This is a genomic window from Clostridium hydrogenum (assembly GCF_021432385.1).
GTDB lineage: Bacteria > Bacillota > Clostridia > Clostridiales > Clostridiaceae > Clostridium_S > Clostridium_S hydrogenum.
The window spans coordinates 2,221,404-2,239,199 of record NZ_JAEACT010000002.1 but is presented as its reverse complement, the minus strand read 5'-3'; the positions used below and the strand labels follow the sequence as shown (position 1 = coordinate 2,239,199).

The window sequence follows — 17,796 nt, the reverse complement described above, 5'->3', positions numbered from 1 at the left end:
GATTGGAGGAAAATATGGAAAGCTTAATTATTATATTAAAATTAATATTTTTAGTATGTATCTTTATAGTTTCTTTTTATTTGAGGCGATTCTTAAAGTTTTATTTTAACTCAAGATATAGAGAAGTTAAGTACGGAGAAACTTCAAATTCAGCAGAGACTAAAAGTTTATTTTATAAATTGAAACTACCCAAGCTATTTGATATGAAACTTACAGAAGATAAGCTTTATAAATGCGGTAATCCGCTTCACTTAACAGCAATGAGTTATTGGAGTTTAAAAATTCTTTTATTTGTAGGTTTAATGTTTTCAAGCTTGCAAATGAATTTAATTAGCACAAATAAAGCAATTAATATAGTGACTTCTATATTCTTTGGCATACTTGGTTTCTTTGTAATAGACATGGTGAATTATTTTAATAACAAAGATGATATAAATAAAATAAGAATGGATCTAGCAGATGCTTATGATCTTATAAATTTACAAACTATGGCTGGAGTGAATATAGGACCAGCACTTGTTGAGGCTTATACCGTATGTAAAAATAAAAGGCTTAAGAAGAGTCTTATTAAACTTGCCGCAAAGATAAATCTTTCAAAGAATATTGAAAAGGCTTTGGATGATTTTAATGCTGAGTATGATATGGCTGAAGTTGAAACTTTTGTAGCAACAATAAAAGAATGTGTTAGTACGGGGGCATATGAGGAAACTCTGGATGATCAAAGTGCAGCATTAAAAACAGTAAATGCACTTTATATTGAAAAGCAAACTGAAAAAATTGATATGTATATGCTTTTAATAGATATGCTTATGTTTATAGGAATACTTGCTATTGTACTTTTTGTTGTAGCAGGAAACTTAATTCAAAGTGGAAATGGGATATTTAAATAAATTTAAAAATGTGACTGTCGGACAAAATTATTTTATACACAAAGCTTAAATATTGCGAACCAACTAAATCAAAGTACAAAGTACAGAGTACAAAGTACAAAGAAGGATAATTTACCTTTCCTTGCGTCAGGTAAATCTTAAACTTAACTGTTGTTAGCTTCGCTGACAACAGTAATGACGCAATTGCGTAAGCAATCAAAAAATAAGTTTTAAGATTTTCAGCAGCAAAGCGGAAGAAAATCATCCTTCTTTGTACTCTGTACTTTATACTTTGTACTTTGGTTTAATACTTCGCAATATTTTTAAGTTACCTATTAAAGAATTTAGTATGACAGTCACATTTTTTATGTAAAAAAAATTAGAATAAGAAAATTTTAAAGGAGAGATTTCACATGAAAAAATTAATATTAAAGGTACAATCAAAAATGCAAGGAGCAAAGGCAAAACTATTAAAAAGAAAGAAGGGAGAAGTAAATACAGTAGAAGTGCTTGTAATTATAGCCGTATTTCTAATATTAACATATCCATTATACAAAAGTATGATAAGTACATTTTTGAATAGTGTTTCAACCTGGTTCAGCACAGAGACTAAAAATATTTTTACAGTTTAATTAATATGGGGCTGTCGCGGAAAATTATTTTATAAACAAATCTTAAATATTACGAACTTTTATTCAGAGTACAGTGAAGGAGGATTTTCTGTAGCAAAGCTACAGAAAATCTTATAACTTATTTTTGATTGCTTACGTAATCGCAGTATTAATGTTGTTAAGGATAAACCACATTGAAACTTAAAATTCATTTGTACCAAAATGCCGTCTTTTGGGCATTATGGTGCAAATAAATTTCAATAGTTGAACTGGTTTATCTGTAAGCGAAGCTGACAACATATAAGTTTAAGATTTACCTGACGTACGTTTATTAATATACAAAGTTTTATTACACTACTATTGAGAATACTTCTACTAAGTTAAAGAACCTACATGGGCTTAAGCCCAAACCCCTAGTAAGTGTATCCTTCATTGTGCATTGTGAACTGTGAATTGTGAATTAATTAAATTAGTTCGCAATAATTTTAAACTGCGTATTAAATAATCTTAGTGCGACAGCCCCATAGCTAGGAAGTGATAAATTGTGGAGAGTTACTAGGATAAAAAAATTTAACAAGTTTTATAAAAAGGCTGGAAATGTAAATACAGTAGCTATGTCACTTATGGCTATTTTAGTTATGAGTGTTGTATTTGTGTTCTTTATATCTAACATTGTTCCTATAAAGAAAAGTACGGATGCAGAGGCTATAGCAAGAAAATATATGCTTAAAATGGAACAGAATGGATTCTTGACAGCAGATAATGAAGCTTCAATGGTAAGTGATTTTAACAATATAGGAATAAATAATATAGATATTTCAGGAACTACTTTAACTCAAGTAAACTATGGTGATGATGTTTATTTATGCATAACCTACAAGTATCCAGTAAAATCTATTGTTACGGGGAACGGTCTTATACCTTCTTTTCAAAATGTAGATAAAACTATTACTATTAAGAAAAGCTCCACCAGTAAGAAAGCTAATTATTAGATGAAGGTTGGTGGAAAAATGATAAGGAAACTTTTAAAAAAGAAAAGTAAAGGTGATGCTTCAATAGCTGCTTTAAGTGCATTTATGCTTATACTTCTATCTATTGTACTTATGTTTACTATTTTTTATAGAGTAATTATTAATAGAGTTCAAAATGTTCAAGATGATGTTACTATATCAAATTTAGCAGTATATAAAAATATAGATTTAACGGCCTTGGCGGAGGATGATAAATGGCTTAGAATAAATGATCCTAATGCAGCCTTTGAAACCTTTAAGAAGCATTTGGAAACTAATATGAAACTGGATGCAAATTTAAATGGACTTAATGGAAGTGCAGCAGATGGACAGGTTACTATAGATGAATTTACTATATACAATGTTAGAGGCAATAATATTGATATATGGACATACAGTCCTGAAACTCATATGTTTACTGAAGGTTCAGCGGATAGAAGCTTAACTGTATTGAAAACATCTGATAACAGTATTGTTAAAAATACAAGTGTTCATGCAACTATAAAGTTTAATACGGATATTTTGTTTGGACAGAAAAAAGAAACAAGTGTATCTGTAGATACAGATATAGTAAAATAGCGGAAGGATGGTTAAGTTGAATAGAAAGAAAATTTTAATAACAACAGCTGTGATTGCAGGTGCTGTATTTGCCTTATTAATCGGTGCTGAAAAGAAAATAGCAAATTCAACACCTAAAAAGCAAATTTATGTTGCAGCAAGAAACATAAATCAAGGTGAATTTTTAAAAGCTAGTGATTTTAAAATAGAGTCCAGGGACTTAGGGGAGGTTACACCAGATATGATGACATCTCTTCACAATATAAAAAATGAGTATGCTGCCGAAAATATATATAAGGAAGAACCGATAAATAAGAACATAATAGCTAATAAAAATGACAGCTCAAAGATGTTTTTAAAACCAGGAGAAAGAGAATTTTCAATACCACTTACTAAGCTTGATAATGATGCTTTTGCAGGAACTTTAAGGCGTGGAGATATAGTTGATATTTCCCATACTGGAGTAGCAATTCAAGGAGATCCAACGGCAAAAACTGAACTCACTGGAAAAAGAGTAAGAGTCCTTGGTGCTGTGGATTCACAAGGTAGATTTCTTGAGCCAAATGATAAAAATGTTTTGGCAGCTGCAATAATGTTTGCGGGTACTGAAGATGCTTTTGTAAAAACGTCAAATGAAATGTATTCAGGAAGTTTTAAAATTGCCAAGTGTCCTGCTTATAAGGAAAGTGTAGACAATAATTAATATTCTACTGTATTAGAGATATGATATAAGAGTGATTGAGAGAAGAAAGTGTTTTTAATTGGTAAATTAAAACGGAGTATCTTAAAAGTAATTTTGAGGTACTCCATTTTTTATGTAAGAAAAAAATTTTAAGAATTGTTGCAAAAAACTTGCTTTTGTTTGCAGAGGTATTAGAAAGGAGGTAAAATATAGGTATGAAAAGGAAAAAAGCTCATTTTTTAATAAATATAAGATAAATAGGGGGAAATTACAATGAATAAAAAACTTGTTTCTTTTGTAACAATGGCATCAATAATATTTACTTCTGTGTCACCTGTGTTTGCAAAGAATTTCGATTCAAAGCAGAATGTTGCTTTAGATCATGCGTGGACAGTAAACTTCAATCAAAAAGTAAATGTAAACGAAGCTTTTGAGGGAGTTTATATTCAAGATAGTAAGGGTAATAAAATACCAACAAGAGTTGATTTTAGCGACGATCATACAAAAATGATTATAAAACCTACAGATGGTTATGCACCTAATTCTACGTATACTTTAAATATAGAAGGTGTTTCTGATGAAGATGGAAAGCCTTTAAGCGATAAGGCTACAATGGAGTTTACAACAGCAAATACAGCACAGGTTGGAAGCTTTGACATAACTGCTTTTACAGCAAATAATGGTCAAGGTACTGCGACTACTAATTTAGATCCAAATAGCAGCTTTTCTTTTCAGTTAAGCAAAAATGTCGATCCTTCAACAGTCAATAATGTAACAGTTACAGATAAGGATGGAAATAAGGCAAATGTTAAGGTTGAAGCAGTTGGAAGTAATATTAGTGTAATTGCAAATAATAATTTTCAAGATGATACAAAGACAATTACGGTGCCTAGAAATGCTTTTAAATGTAATACTACTTATACAATTAATTTAAAAGGATTAAAGAGTACAGATGGACAAGAGATAGCAACAACAAGCTATAGTTTTAAAACTAGGGATTATCAATTAAATCCTACAATTAATGGTATTTGTAATGACGATTACATATCATTTGGTAGTCAATATGCAAGTCAGCTATACCAAATACCAGACGGTAAGGGTGATGGTTATTATGCGCAAAGTCTACAAAAGTGCCATGATAATGATGGAACACTTATGCTAGATCCAGATTATAATAGCCCAGACCAAATAACAGATGGTTGGAATCCATATGCTAACTTGCAGAATAGGAATCTTGTCGATTTGCAAGTAGAACTTAGACATGAATATCAGAAAATACTTGCAAAAAATCCAAGCTATACAGGATACAGTGTAGGATTTAGAGAAGGTGCACCAACCAACAGTGATGGGATAAATGAAGATGGCATGGTAGAATACCAGTATATGAATAATGTATTAAATACTCAACCGGCATGGTCATTTCAACTTACTTCGTACTATAATACTAGCATATTTAGTGGATTCGGTACAGCTGGGTTAGAGAACTCATCTAATTTCCAGCCATTAGTAGACGAGATGACTTCGCAAGAACCACAGGTTGCATTATATATGTCAGGCATGCGCAGTGGTTCGGATGGAAATTTAACTAAATTAGCTTTATACCAGTCTTTATACTGTACATTTGGAGGTGATTATGCTCCAGAAATATACAATTATATGTTATCAAAAGTTGGAGTATATGCACCAGACACACTCGACACAACACAAATAGGGAATATAAAGATATACTCAAATTATGGAGCATATATCTTTAAATATTAACAAAATAGGGAGGAGCTACTAGTGAGAAAAAAGAACTTTTTAAGGAGGGTGTCACTAGGTTTGATGCTCTCCTTCCTTGCTTCTCAGATTTATTGTATACCAAATGTTAAAGCTGAGTCTGATAATACATATCCATATAATGTATCACCAGATTCAACTTACGGTTACTTAATACCACAGACATATTATGGGCATGCAATACTTGCAGATGAGTACACAGATACACCGGCGCATAAGCAAACACCAGGTGCAAATGATGCAGATGGTTGGGCATTTCATCAGACTGTTATGTTTCCTGCCAATTATTCTGGTACAGACACACCATCTATATCTAATATGCACAGATATTATAATGGTTCTATAACTGGAGAGCAGGCTATGGAAAGTGCAGGATATGGAATTAATATAACAGACGATACTGACAGTCATTATTATTTAAATTGGAAGTTTGGAGATATGCTAAACCCAACACCAGAGTATGACTATTCTAGTTTAATTTATTATAGAGAAGTAGATATGTATAAGGATTCTGTTAGAATACCATATCAAGTCGACTCAAAGTCATTTCAGTCAACATCAGCAGGTGCTACAGTATGGCAGGATTTTCCAAGTTATACAACCTGTAGGTCAGGCACAGATTATGTTCATGACTACCATTTATCGACAGTAACGGCATACCCACAGCACATAAAGCCAACGGCAGACTTCTACTTCAATAGCGGTGATGCGACAGAATCTGTCAATCCAGGACAAACTGTTAATGTTACAGATGGAAATAATACAGATACTTATGACGATACTTCTTCGCTTTATTGGTCAGCGTATACAGATATGAGTAATAAAACATATCTGCATGGTACTAATCATGCACTGCCACAAAGTTATGCATATGATGATGCTATAATAGTAGCAGCAGGTTGGTCAATTTATGATAGTAATGGAAACAATGTAAATTCCGAATTTCATACACAGCTAGGCCCACAAGATAAAGAAGGTGCAGCAACTAATTTTAGCTTTACTGTAGATGGTAGTATAACACCAGGTACTTACACAGTACATCATTCTGTTACTGATAACTGGGGTTCAAGTAGTCAAGACCAAACAAGAACTTTTACGGTTTCACCACCACAGCAACATAAATTAACAGTTCATTATATAGATCAAGCTGGAAGCGAAATTTCAGGTACAAAAGTAGATAATGCACTTAACCCATATACACCGGTTGCACCAAATGGTTATAGCTTAACAGGAAACTATAGAACGAGTGCTAATGGTACGGATACAGCCTATAATGGCAGTATAAATGTTGATTTAAGCAGCAGCAATCAAACTATATATGTTGTGTGTAGTTCAATTATTTCTCAATCAGAATTAAATGCACATTATGTAGATGTAGCTACAGGATTAGATATAACAGATGTAAACAATGTATCTAATCCATATACACCACATGCACCACAAGGCTATAGTTTAACGGGCAATTACAGAACTAGCAGCACAGGAACAGATATACCGTATACTACTAACATAGCACCAGTTGCTGGAGTTTCAGATGTGTACGTTATGTGTAATAAGGTAAATAGCGAATACACATTAAATGTAATGTATGTTGATGAAAATAATAACAATAATACTATAGGCTATGGAGATACAGTTTATTACGACGATACAAGTCCAAATCTTAAACACAGCAATGGTTCAGAGTTTACAACGTATCTTCCAGATGCCAGTAAGACTCCAGCAGGATATACTTTGGATACATCAAAATACTTTGATCCAGCCTTAGGTTACTTTATACAGTTTGATAGTCCCGCAAGCTCGGCTGGCACAAATGGTCAAAGCATAGGAAAGACAGTAAACTTGCAGGTATACTGCATTAGCAGTGGGGGAAATGTAAATCCTACACCGACTCCTGAGCCAACACCGGCACCAGTTAATAATCCACCAACAGTTACATTAAATCTTCCACCAACAGTTGCATTAGGTGATGATTTACCTGTAAATGCTGTCGGCAACGATTCTGACGGTGACACTCTCACTTATTCATGGAATACACCAAGTGGAATGACAGGGGATTTAAGTGGCATAGGAGGTACAGTTCAATTTGATAATCCTTCAGATGTAGGTCAAGAAAAAACATTTACTGTAACAGTGAATGATGGAAAAGGTGGTACGGCTACAGCGACAGCTACTACTAAGGTAGTTGAACCTCAGCCAACAGTTTCTATAATTCAAAGCGGTACTTTTAAGGAAAATCGCAAGGTAACTTTATCAGAAACATCGTATAGTGGTTCAAAGAGTTATACAATAGATAATACTAAAACAGAGTGGAGTTTCTATGATAGTAATAATAATCCTATTACAGTAACTAATACAGCTGACAGCGGTTTAGTTGAAAGTTTAGATAGCATAACGGGTACAAGCAGTATGAATGTGCTATTTACAAAGGCAGGTACTTATACAGTTAAGTGCACTGTATACAATAATTATGGCAGTACTGCAACAGATACTAAACAAATAACTATAGTACCAGATTTAGCACCTATAGCTGATTTTACAGTGCCATCAATTGTTTATAGAGATCCAAATAATAATAATTTAGGAACAACTACATTAATTGATAATTCATCATCGCAGGATGGAGATAGTATTGATAAAAGGGTATGGTTCTATTGTTTTGACTCAAATAATAATGGAAGTGACGAAGACGATGAATGGTATGTATATCAAAATAATGAATGGACACAGTTTGGAAGTTATGCTGATGTTATGGCATTAGTAAATAATCCAAGTGCTGTAGATGCAATAAATAGTGGTAATTTAACTACAGTTCAATTGACACCTGAAAATTTTAATAGAGATGGACAAATGCAGTCTCATGTTGGAGATTATTATTTCAAAGAAATTGTCAGAGAAAAATTTGGTCAACCTACAATTTCAAATTTGGTAACTATAAAAGATTGTAAAATTAGTATCAAAAATTAAATATAAAATAAAAAGGCAGCTTAAATTTTTATGCTGTCTTTTTTTATTTATAGTGAAGGCTAAATTTGAGGAGGGAATAAAATTGAATAAGTGGAACTTAAGCAAAAAGGTTATATCTATATGCTTATCACTGTTTATTGCAGCTGGTGGAATAACAGGATTTGTACTCTATAAAGCAAGGGCTGAAGCAGGTGATACTAAAACAAAATATGATAATACAGCTCCGTCAGCTTCTTTCAATATATCTAAAAAGAAAAAAGTTGATGTTGAGGTTCTAACAGGCAATGACAATAATTATGTTCAATCAGATCTGCAGAATAAAGTACAATTAGAACTTACAAATCAACTTACGAATTCAGGAGTAGATGCACAGGTAACAACAAAAGGTATTGATGCAGCAGATAATAATTCAACTGCAAATGCCATAAGTTCAGTAAATTGGCGAGAGAATTCTAATCACTTTATTGTAAATCTCACCGATAGTATGTTTTCATATACACCAAGTAAACCTACAATAAAACAAGTGTATGCTGGTAAGGATGAATTCTTTGTTTTATTAACAGATGGTTCTTTATATGCAGTAGGTAATAATGATGAAGGAAGATTAGGCAATGGCACAACTAACGATATTACATCTTGGCAGAAAGTAATGGATGACGTTTCGCAAGTATCTTTAAGTAATTGGGCAACATTTATTGTAAAAAAAGACGGAACATTGTGGGCAGCAGGATTTGATGAATGGGGACAATTTGGTGATAATAGATCAAGTGGATATAATGTAAATACGTGGAAGAAGGTGCTTACAAATGTATCCCAAGTGTCTACAACTCCATATACAACACTAGTTACTAAAACAGATGGTACAGTGTGGGAAGCTGGAAGAGATATATACGGAAATTTTGGCGATGGACGTACTTATGATAATACTGACGATGATCATATGCAATTAACATGGAAAAAAGTTTTTGATAATGCTGCTCAAGTTTTAAGCGCAGGTTCTGGTTTTACATCATTTGTTGTAAAAAATGACAGTACATTATGGGCAACAGGTTATAATGGTGGAATATTTGGAAATGGTCAAACAGATAATACATCGACGTGGATACAAATTGCTAATAATGTAAAGCATGTAGAAAGTAATGGTGATGTATCGTTTATAATTAAAAATGATAATAGTTTATGGGAAACAGGTAATAACTACAATAACTTGCTTGGGTTACCTAATAATGTTACTAGCATTAAAACTTGGACAAAAGCTTTAGACAATGTAATTAATGTTACTGTAGGTTCATATTCGTCTATGGTATTAAAATCTGATGGTACATTATATGGAACAGGAGCTAATTGGTATGGAGATATGGGCTCAGATAGAGTACAGCCCACTACATGGACACAATTACTTACAAATGCAGCTTCCATGAATACATCAGGTTATGTAACTACATTAGTTTTAAAAAAGGATGGTAGTCTTTGTTATACAGGAGCACCTACAGTGGGACCTTATTATAAAGAAGTTATACCTGGAGAATATAATTGGACTGATTACCCTTCACCAGATGTTCCAACACCTACGCCAATTAAAAATAAATTATCAGCTCAAGAAGTAGCTTATCTTGAAAATTTAAATATGTATTTTGTTGGTGCAACAACAGCAAATGTTGAAGATGAAGTAAGTGATTTAATAAATAAATTAGATGGTAGGGGTACTTATGTAGAAAATACATCTTTAGCTACATCTCTAGAAAAATCAGAAAATTATATCATGAGTATTTTAAATCAACAGCAAGATAACTCAAATATTTTCCTTATAGGTGATGAAGTAGATTACAAGGAAAACTATAAAGATAGTGATGCCAATGATCCTAAGAATGATGAGCTTTGGTCATACATCCAGGATAACAAACACCTAAACTATGATAATGATTTTGTTAAATGCAGTCAAACAGGTGATTTGCCATTGGATAATGATTTGGGTATGGCAAGTTTTGCAACAGGTCAGTGGATGCATGATAAAGTCACAGTTTTTAACAAACCAGGTAAATATAAAGTTAGCTTGAAGGTTCAAGATAATCCAACAGCTACGGATAGCAATCCTTCAGGAGATTCAAATTTTAACGATTATGATAAATGGTCGACAGATGATAATTCAGTAATCATAAATGTAAATAGAAAGCCTATAGCGTTATTTACGGCTTATGCAACAGCTAATTCATCTACTGGACAATATGATATTACTGAAAGTGATGGAAGTGATTCCTATGATCCAGACCATCAAATAACAGATGGAACTAGAAAAGGTATTGTGAATAAAGATTTTCAGTGGAAGGAAATAAGTGATGGAGTGGCAGATACCTGGCATGAAGGTAAATTGCCAACTACAGAAGCAGCTAATAAGGATTTTTTAGTTAAACTTCAGGTGGAAGACCTAGAAGGAGAAATGAGTGATCCGATGGTTAAGCTAGTATCAACTAGAAATGAAAATTTGCCACCTATAGCACAATTTACTGAGAATGAAACTACCATGGCGGTAGACCAACTGCAAAATGATGCTGCACCTTCTGGAGATTATGTGAATGACAGAAGCGATGTTATATTTACAGATAATTCATATGATCCCAATGGTGATAGCATCGAGGAAAAGTGGACAGTAGTGGACAGTAACGGAAATACAATATATACAGGTTCAACTATGCCAAATGCAAACACATTTTATGGTAAGTCACTTGGAACCTACACAATAAGCTTAGTTTGTGATGATGGACCAACACCAAAAGTTGGAGTACCATTTACTTCAGAACCTTATACGCAGCAGCTTACGCTTGTTCCAATAAACCATATGCCAGTTGCACATTTTGAAGTTGATAATACATCTAAAGAACCTGAAAATATAAAGATTACAGAAGATTCTACAGATCCAGATGGAGATCCAATTGCTGATAGAATTTGGACTGTTAGAGATGGCAGCGGAAATGTAGTTGAACAAACTGAAAATCAAATTCCAGACCTCAGCACCTTAGATGGTACGTATACTTTAACACTAAAAGTTAAAGATAATCCTAAAATACCTCCTGAACTTTGGAGTAAGCCTTATAGCAAGCAAATAACCGTAGAAAGTCTTAAACTTGTTGGTACTTTGTATCCTAATCCAGCAGAGCAGGGGCAGCAAATAACCTTTGATTTAACAACAACAGGATATGCAAAATATTTAAGAATATATTTGCCAAATGACATAACTTCACGTGATACAAAAGGAACGACATATCCTATAGAAAAGACTATCACAGAAGAAAATATTCATAACGAAAAAATAAATTATATTTTGCCAATAAATACACCAGTTACATTAGATAGCAATGGGGCTAGGGTAAGACCTCCTTATGAAATACCAGTACAAGCGGAAAAAGAAAATGGGGCAATGAAGGCAATAAACTTGTATCTTGATGTAAAAGGAAATGTGCTTGATGGAATAAAAACTGAAATAATTGGAACAGGACAGGATAGAAACAATTAGTGAATAGCGAGTAGGCAGTTAAACTGTTTATTCGCTATTTTTTATATATGGCAAAAGGGAAGGAAGTGAAGAGGTGGGTATTGTATTAATTTTTATATGTGGATTTTTTGCAGCCAGCATACTTGAATGGATAGCGTATAAGGTTCCAAAAGAAGAAAAGGTTTCGCTAAAAGATAAATTAAAAAATTATTGTAGATATGCTAAGAAGATAACTAATAAGTATGCTATTATTGCTTGCTTAATGGGAATAGTTTACTGTATGTTTTATGTTAAGTATAAAGTAAGTATTGATTTCTTAAGGTATTCACTGGTTTGTTCTGTATTGTTTATTGTAGCTATAATAGATTATAAAACACAAAATGTATACTTCTCGACAACAGCTTCAGCCGCTGTATTAAGTATAATATTTATATTGTTAAATTATATGAATGGAAGAAGTATTAAGACTTATATCTTTGGTGGAATAGCAATAGGGATATTTTCATCTATATTAGCAGTCCTAAATGTAATTGGATGGGGGGATGTTGAGATACTTATTGTATGCGGACTTCTTGTTGGTACATATAAGGTAATTATAGTTGCATTTATTTCAATAATTTTGTGCGGGGGCTATGGGGTTTTTAACATGATTAGGAAAGATAGTAAAGTGTTAAGGACTGCTTTTGGTCCATATATTCTTATTTCATTAATAGGAGTAATTATAGCAATGAAATAATAATGCGTAAAAGTAGTTGAATAATTAGTAGGGCAGTAAGGAAGCTATGTTTTAAATAAGTGTTGGTTTTCAGACTTATTTAAAACATAGCCAAAAAAATTTAAAAAATTGTTGTAAAGAGATGATTTCATTTGCGTAGGCAATAGAAAGAGGGTACAATATAATATGCATAGGAAAAATATATAATTTAATTATAAAAATGGTGAAAAGGGGATGATTTTCCTGTGAATAAGAAATTAATTTCAATAGTAACAATGGCAACAGTAACATTGACTTCTGTATCTCCAGTATTTGCGAAGAATTTCGATTCAAAACAAAATGTTGCTTTAAATCATGCATGGACAGTAACTTTTAATAAGCCTGTTAATACTAATGAAGCGTTTGAAAATGTATATATAAAGAATAGCAAGGGCAATGAAATACCAACTAGATTAGATTTTAATAGTGATAATACAAAAATGATTGTAACGCCTACGGATGGTTATGCACCTAATAGTACCTATACTTTGGTAGTGGCTGATATAATAGATACCAATGATGATAAGCTTTCAGACAATGCCACAATGCAGTTTACGACAGTAAATGGAGCGCAACAGGGTAGTTTTGATATCAACAAGGTATGTGCAAATGGCTCTGCAGATAATGTTTCAAGCAATGTTGAGACCAATGCTACTTTTGATTTAGAAGTAAATAAATATATAGATACTTCAACTCTTAGCAACATAACTGTTACGGACAAGGATGGAAATAAGGTAAATGTTAATGTAACGGCTATAGGAAAAGTGATTGACATAGATCCTAATAATGCATTTTGCGATGATACTCATACAATAGGCGTGAATAGAAATCCTTACAAATGTAACACTACTTACACAATTAATTTGAAGGGGTTAAAGAGTACAGATGAACAGGATATAGGAACTAAGTCTTACAGCTTTACTACTAGGGATTATAAGTTAAATCCTACAATACAGGGCATTTGTGATGATGATTATATTCAATTTGCTAATCAATATAGTAGTGACATGTTTCATCCTGTAGATCCTGCAACTGGAGGTGTTAAAAGAGCATTATGGCCAGCACATGATAATAATGGAACTATAGTATTTGATAAGGATAGTACATTTGGAACTCCATACCAAGTAAGTAGTGATTGGAATGAGTACGCTAATTTACAAGCTAGAAACCAATATGATTTAGAAGTTCAATTTAGAAAACAATATGATCAAATAAAAGCTAAGGATTCTAGTTATAGTGGTAAGATGGTTGATATGTCAAACTGGGCTAATATAGTCAATGATGCTTCATTTGGTATATGCGATAATGCTAATGCAAGTATGCCAAGCTCTATAATTACAACTGATATATATTCTAGTTATTCATTATCGTCAAAATCATTAGATAATGTTGATTTGTATAGTAAAAATCCAGGCGATATGAAAAATATATTACGTAGTGATGCACATCCTCAAATTTATATGACCTTACCTCAATGTACTGGTACAGAATTAAGTTTGCAAAAATTTTATTTATACCAAGAATTAGTTTCTGTATTTGGGTATGATTATGCAGGTGAAATTTCAGATTATATGTACAAGGAAGCTTATGGATTAGCTAGTGAAAGAAATATTATGCAAAAGATTCAAATAGGTGATGTTACAGTTTGGGCTGAAGATGGACAATTCTTATTCAAGTATTAAATATGTCTTAAAAGTAAATTTGCAGAAAGGGTGTCACTTTTGTTGGCACTCTTTTTGTTGCATCAAAGTTAGCTTTAAGGACAATAAAAACAGTAGAGGAGAATGCTACAAATACATCGTACAGTATGTAATATTTTTGAAGCGTAAATCATAAATTCTATATATAGTGAAACTAGCTCAACTATAGAAATTACAAGTGAAGGTAGGGGTATGGAAAATTATAAATTAAATCAAGAATATTCACTGTTAGATGTAAGGGATGCTGAATCAGCAAAAAAGCTTGTGAAAAAAATTTTAAATGGGGAGGAAAATAAAATATATGAAAATGAACGGTTTAATAAATTAGAAGCTAATCTTTTAGAGGCATTAATATTATATGTGGTTAAAGAAAATCCAGAAGAAAAGAGAAATATAAATACTATTTACGGGCTTGTTACTTCAAATACGATTTTTATAGATGGAATATTTAAATCTTTGCCAATAGACCATGAGGCAAAGCTCCCATATTCAATGTATAATTTAGCAACACAAAAAGTTAAGGAATCAATAGTTATAAGTCTTGCTGTAAAACTTAATTGCATAATTAATACTTTGTATTAAATGTTGTAATAAAATTGTCACAATTCTATATTATTATATAAATATAGAAATTGAATTTCTCAATCTCCCAATTAATATAAATAAAAAAAAAGCAGTTGGTTAGTCCCCCTTTCCAACTGCTTTTTTTATATGTAAGGCATATTTAATATAATTTAAGGAGTGGTGAATGTGTATTATGTGAATTTTAAGCAGAAAAAGATAATGGATGGGATAAATAAATTTAGTTGTATGACGTATGAACAGATAAAAAAGCTTAATAATTTAAAAGACTTAGATAAACAACTAAAAATCCTTGTAAACCAAAAAAGGTTAAAGCTAATAGAAGAAAATGTATATGTTCCTATGGGTAAAAAAACTGCAAATAAAAAAATTTTAAGAGTATTGGAGGTATATATTCATTTAGCTTACGCTGATCATAAAGTGCCTATAGAATGGTGTGAAATTGTGGATTTTCCATTCATACTTGCATTTTTTAGAAATAATAAAATTTTTCATATAGCAGTGATAGATGAAGGAGAAGAACTTCCCTATTCTACAGCAATAAATAGAAGGGAAGCTGAAAGAATAATTTTAATACTAGAAAATGTAAGCCAAATGGAAAAAATAAAAATAAATAAAAATTTAAAGTGCTGCACTGTGAAAAATGGTGTGGTTATTTTTTTATAAACGAAGGTGATTAAAATGTCAGTGGTGGTCAAAGAGAAAGAGCAGAAAATAGCACTAGGAATGCCGAGGTTAGGGGATATTGTAATTAAAGATAGAGGGGAAGTTAAAGAAAATTTTATTATAGTAAAAGAATATGAAAAATTTTTTTTAGGAATTGGACAAAGATTAGGGTATAAGGAGACTTTTTCAAAAACAAGTTTTGCATTAAATGAATTGAAAATTTTAAGGCAAAAAGAAGGAGTTGATTAAAGAATGGAGAATAAGGAAAAAAGAAAGTATTTTCTGATTATTTTTGCAATTTTTATATACGTCTTGTTTGATATTTATGCATTAACTCCATTGGTTTATTTAAAACATGAATTAAGCGTGATTAGTGCGGTTAATAGTAAAAGCAGTTTTAATATAAATGAAATAGGGAGCATGTATGAACATCCATTGAAAAGTTTCAAGTTGTTAAAAAGTAATTATTCAATATTAAAAGGTTTTATTATAGCATTTATTGTAACTACAATAATATTTGTAATATTACTTTTTATATTAAAGAGTATGGAATTTGGAAATAGACAAAAGGGGATAAATTATCTCAAAGAAGATGGAACACAAGGAACTGCAAATTGGATGACAAAAGATGAAATTAAAAAAGTAATTAGTGTTGGCTCTGAAAAAGGATTGGTATTTGGAAGTGTCAATGATATTGGAAAAGATAGAATGGTAACTCTTCCAGGGGATACTTTCTTTAATAAAAATATAGCTGTTTTTGGCGCTAGCGGAAGCATGAAAAGCAGAAGTTTTGTTAGACCTAATGTAATGCAAATAAGTGAAATGGGACAATCAATGATATTAACAGATCCCAAAGGGGAACTTTTTGAATCTATGGCTCAATTTTTAATAGATGCAGGTTATAATGTTAAAGCTTTAAATTTAGTTAATATGATAAATTCAGATAGGTGGAATCCTCTTAATGAAATAACAGATGATATATCTGCACAGAGTTTTGCTGAAACAGTAATGGCCAATACAAAAACTTCTGGTTCTAAAGTAGATGAATTTTGGGAAAAAACTGAAACAAATCTTTTAAAAGCACTTGTATTATATGTAGTACTTGAAAATCCAAAAGAAAAAAGAAATTTAAAAGAAGTTTACTCAATGCTTTCTTTAAAAGATGCGGAAACTATCGATGGTATATTTAGAACACTTCCTCCGACACATTCAGCAAAAATGCCATACAATATTTATTCACAAGCTAGTGAAAAAGTTAGAACAGGTGTTGTTATAGGTCTTGGTTCAAAGCTTCAGGTTTTTCAAAATAAATTGGTTCAAGAGTTAACATCAGTTAGTGATATAGATTTGACGCTTCCTAAAAAGGAAAAATGCGCTTACTTTTGCATAACATCAGATATGGAATCAACTTTTGACTTTATTGCTGGATTATTTTTTTCTTTTTTATTTATAAAATTAACAAAATATGCTGACTATGCAGCAAAAGAAGGGCAAAAAGAAGTTTATTTTATTCTAGATGAGTTTCCCAATATAGGGGCGATACCAGACTTTACAAAGAAAATATCAACTATGAGATCAAGAGGAATTTCAAGTTGCGTAATATTTCAAAATATAGCACAGCTTAAAAATAGATATCCAAATGAGGGTTGGTCTGAAATTATAGGTAATTGTGACAGTAGGCTATTTTTAGGAGCTACAGATTATGAAACTGTAGAATTCGTATCAAAGCTTCTAGGAACAGCTACGGTGCAAACTGTATCCATTAGAAAAAAAGCTGGACTTCAAGGAATATTTGATTTTGGAGATATTTCAAAGTCAACTCAAAAGAGAATGCTAATGAATCCAGATGAAATATTAAGACTTTCAAATGAACAGGAAATTTTAATACTTAGAGGTCAAAAACCTATTATTTTACAAAAGATGGATTACACAAAGCATAGACTTTATAGGAATATAAGATTTATGAAAGTGAATGAATATAAACCTTTATGGACAAAATATTTTAAACAAGAAATTGAAAATATAAAACAAAATAAAAATATTAATAGTACGAAACAAAATGAAAAATCTGATTTTTGGTAAAAAATAGCATCGCTTGTTTCATCATATAAAAAAAGTTTTAAATAAA

Annotated in this window: 14 protein-coding genes; all 14 read left to right on the top strand. The window is 31.7% G+C overall.

The features are described 5' to 3' along the window. Positions 1-14: 14 nt before the first annotated feature. The 14 genes from CUEA01_RS10130 to CUEA01_RS10065 all read left to right on the top strand — a co-directional run bounded on the left by CUEA01_RS10130 (position 15) and on the right by CUEA01_RS10065 (position 17,750). Positions 15-890, top strand: a complete 876-nt coding sequence (locus CUEA01_RS10130; RefSeq protein WP_234121516.1) for a type II secretion system F family protein — start codon at positions 15-17, stop codon at positions 888-890. A 392-nt stretch (positions 891-1,282) separates the two neighbouring features. Then, positions 1,283-1,501, top strand: a complete 219-nt coding sequence (locus tag CUEA01_RS10125) for a hypothetical protein (RefSeq protein WP_234121515.1) — start codon at positions 1,283-1,285, stop codon at positions 1,499-1,501. A 521-nt stretch (positions 1,502-2,022) separates the two neighbouring features. After that, positions 2,023-2,472 carry a hypothetical protein gene (locus CUEA01_RS10120; protein ID WP_234121514.1) on the top strand — a complete coding sequence of 150 codons (450 nt, stop codon included), beginning with the start codon at positions 2,023-2,025 and terminating at the stop codon, positions 2,470-2,472. Positions 2,473-2,490: 18 nt separating this feature from the next. Continuing rightward, positions 2,491-3,069, top strand: coding sequence for a hypothetical protein (locus CUEA01_RS10115; protein WP_234121513.1), 579 nt, complete (start codon positions 2,491-2,493; stop codon positions 3,067-3,069). 16 nt (positions 3,070-3,085) lie between these two features. After that, on the top strand, positions 3,086-3,751 hold the full coding sequence (cpaB, locus tag CUEA01_RS10110; RefSeq protein ID WP_234121512.1) for a Flp pilus assembly protein CpaB: 666 nt from the start codon (positions 3,086-3,088) through the stop codon (positions 3,749-3,751). 252 nt (positions 3,752-4,003) lie between these two features. Continuing rightward, entirely contained in the window at positions 4,004-5,491 is a 1,488-nt protein-coding gene (locus tag CUEA01_RS10105) for an Ig-like domain-containing protein (RefSeq protein ID WP_234121511.1), read from the top strand. 21 nt (positions 5,492-5,512) lie between these two features. Next, positions 5,513-8,476 carry an Ig-like domain-containing protein gene (locus tag CUEA01_RS10100; protein WP_234121510.1) on the top strand — a complete coding sequence of 988 codons (2,964 nt, stop codon included), beginning with the start codon at positions 5,513-5,515 and terminating at the stop codon, positions 8,474-8,476. Between the two features lie 82 nt (positions 8,477-8,558). Further along, a complete protein-coding gene (locus CUEA01_RS10095) occupies positions 8,559-11,987 on the top strand; it encodes an RCC1 domain-containing protein (RefSeq protein ID WP_234121509.1) in 3,429 nt (1,142 codons plus the stop codon). 73 nt (positions 11,988-12,060) lie between these two features. Then, a complete protein-coding gene (locus CUEA01_RS10090; RefSeq protein WP_234121508.1) occupies positions 12,061-12,702 on the top strand; it encodes a prepilin peptidase in 642 nt (213 codons plus the stop codon). Between the two features lie 224 nt (positions 12,703-12,926). Next, positions 12,927-14,402, top strand: coding sequence for an Ig-like domain-containing protein (locus CUEA01_RS10085; protein ID WP_234121507.1), 1,476 nt, complete (start codon positions 12,927-12,929; stop codon positions 14,400-14,402). 210 nt (positions 14,403-14,612) lie between these two features. Next, positions 14,613-15,002 carry a hypothetical protein gene (locus CUEA01_RS10080; protein WP_234121506.1) on the top strand — a complete coding sequence of 130 codons (390 nt, stop codon included), beginning with the start codon at positions 14,613-14,615 and terminating at the stop codon, positions 15,000-15,002. 168 nt (positions 15,003-15,170) lie between these two features. Next, the gene (locus CUEA01_RS10075) at positions 15,171-15,668 is read left to right on the top strand and encodes a DUF5697 family protein (RefSeq protein ID WP_234121505.1); all 498 of its coding nucleotides are present in this window, start codon (positions 15,171-15,173) and stop codon (positions 15,666-15,668) included. Positions 15,669-15,683: 15 nt separating this feature from the next. After that, positions 15,684-15,917 carry a hypothetical protein gene (locus CUEA01_RS10070; RefSeq protein WP_234121504.1) on the top strand — a complete coding sequence of 78 codons (234 nt, stop codon included), beginning with the start codon at positions 15,684-15,686 and terminating at the stop codon, positions 15,915-15,917. Between the two features lie 3 nt (positions 15,918-15,920). Then, positions 15,921-17,750, top strand: coding sequence for a VirD4-like conjugal transfer protein, CD1115 family (locus CUEA01_RS10065; protein ID WP_234121503.1), 1,830 nt, complete (start codon positions 15,921-15,923; stop codon positions 17,748-17,750). Positions 17,751-17,796: the final 46 nt, after the last annotated feature.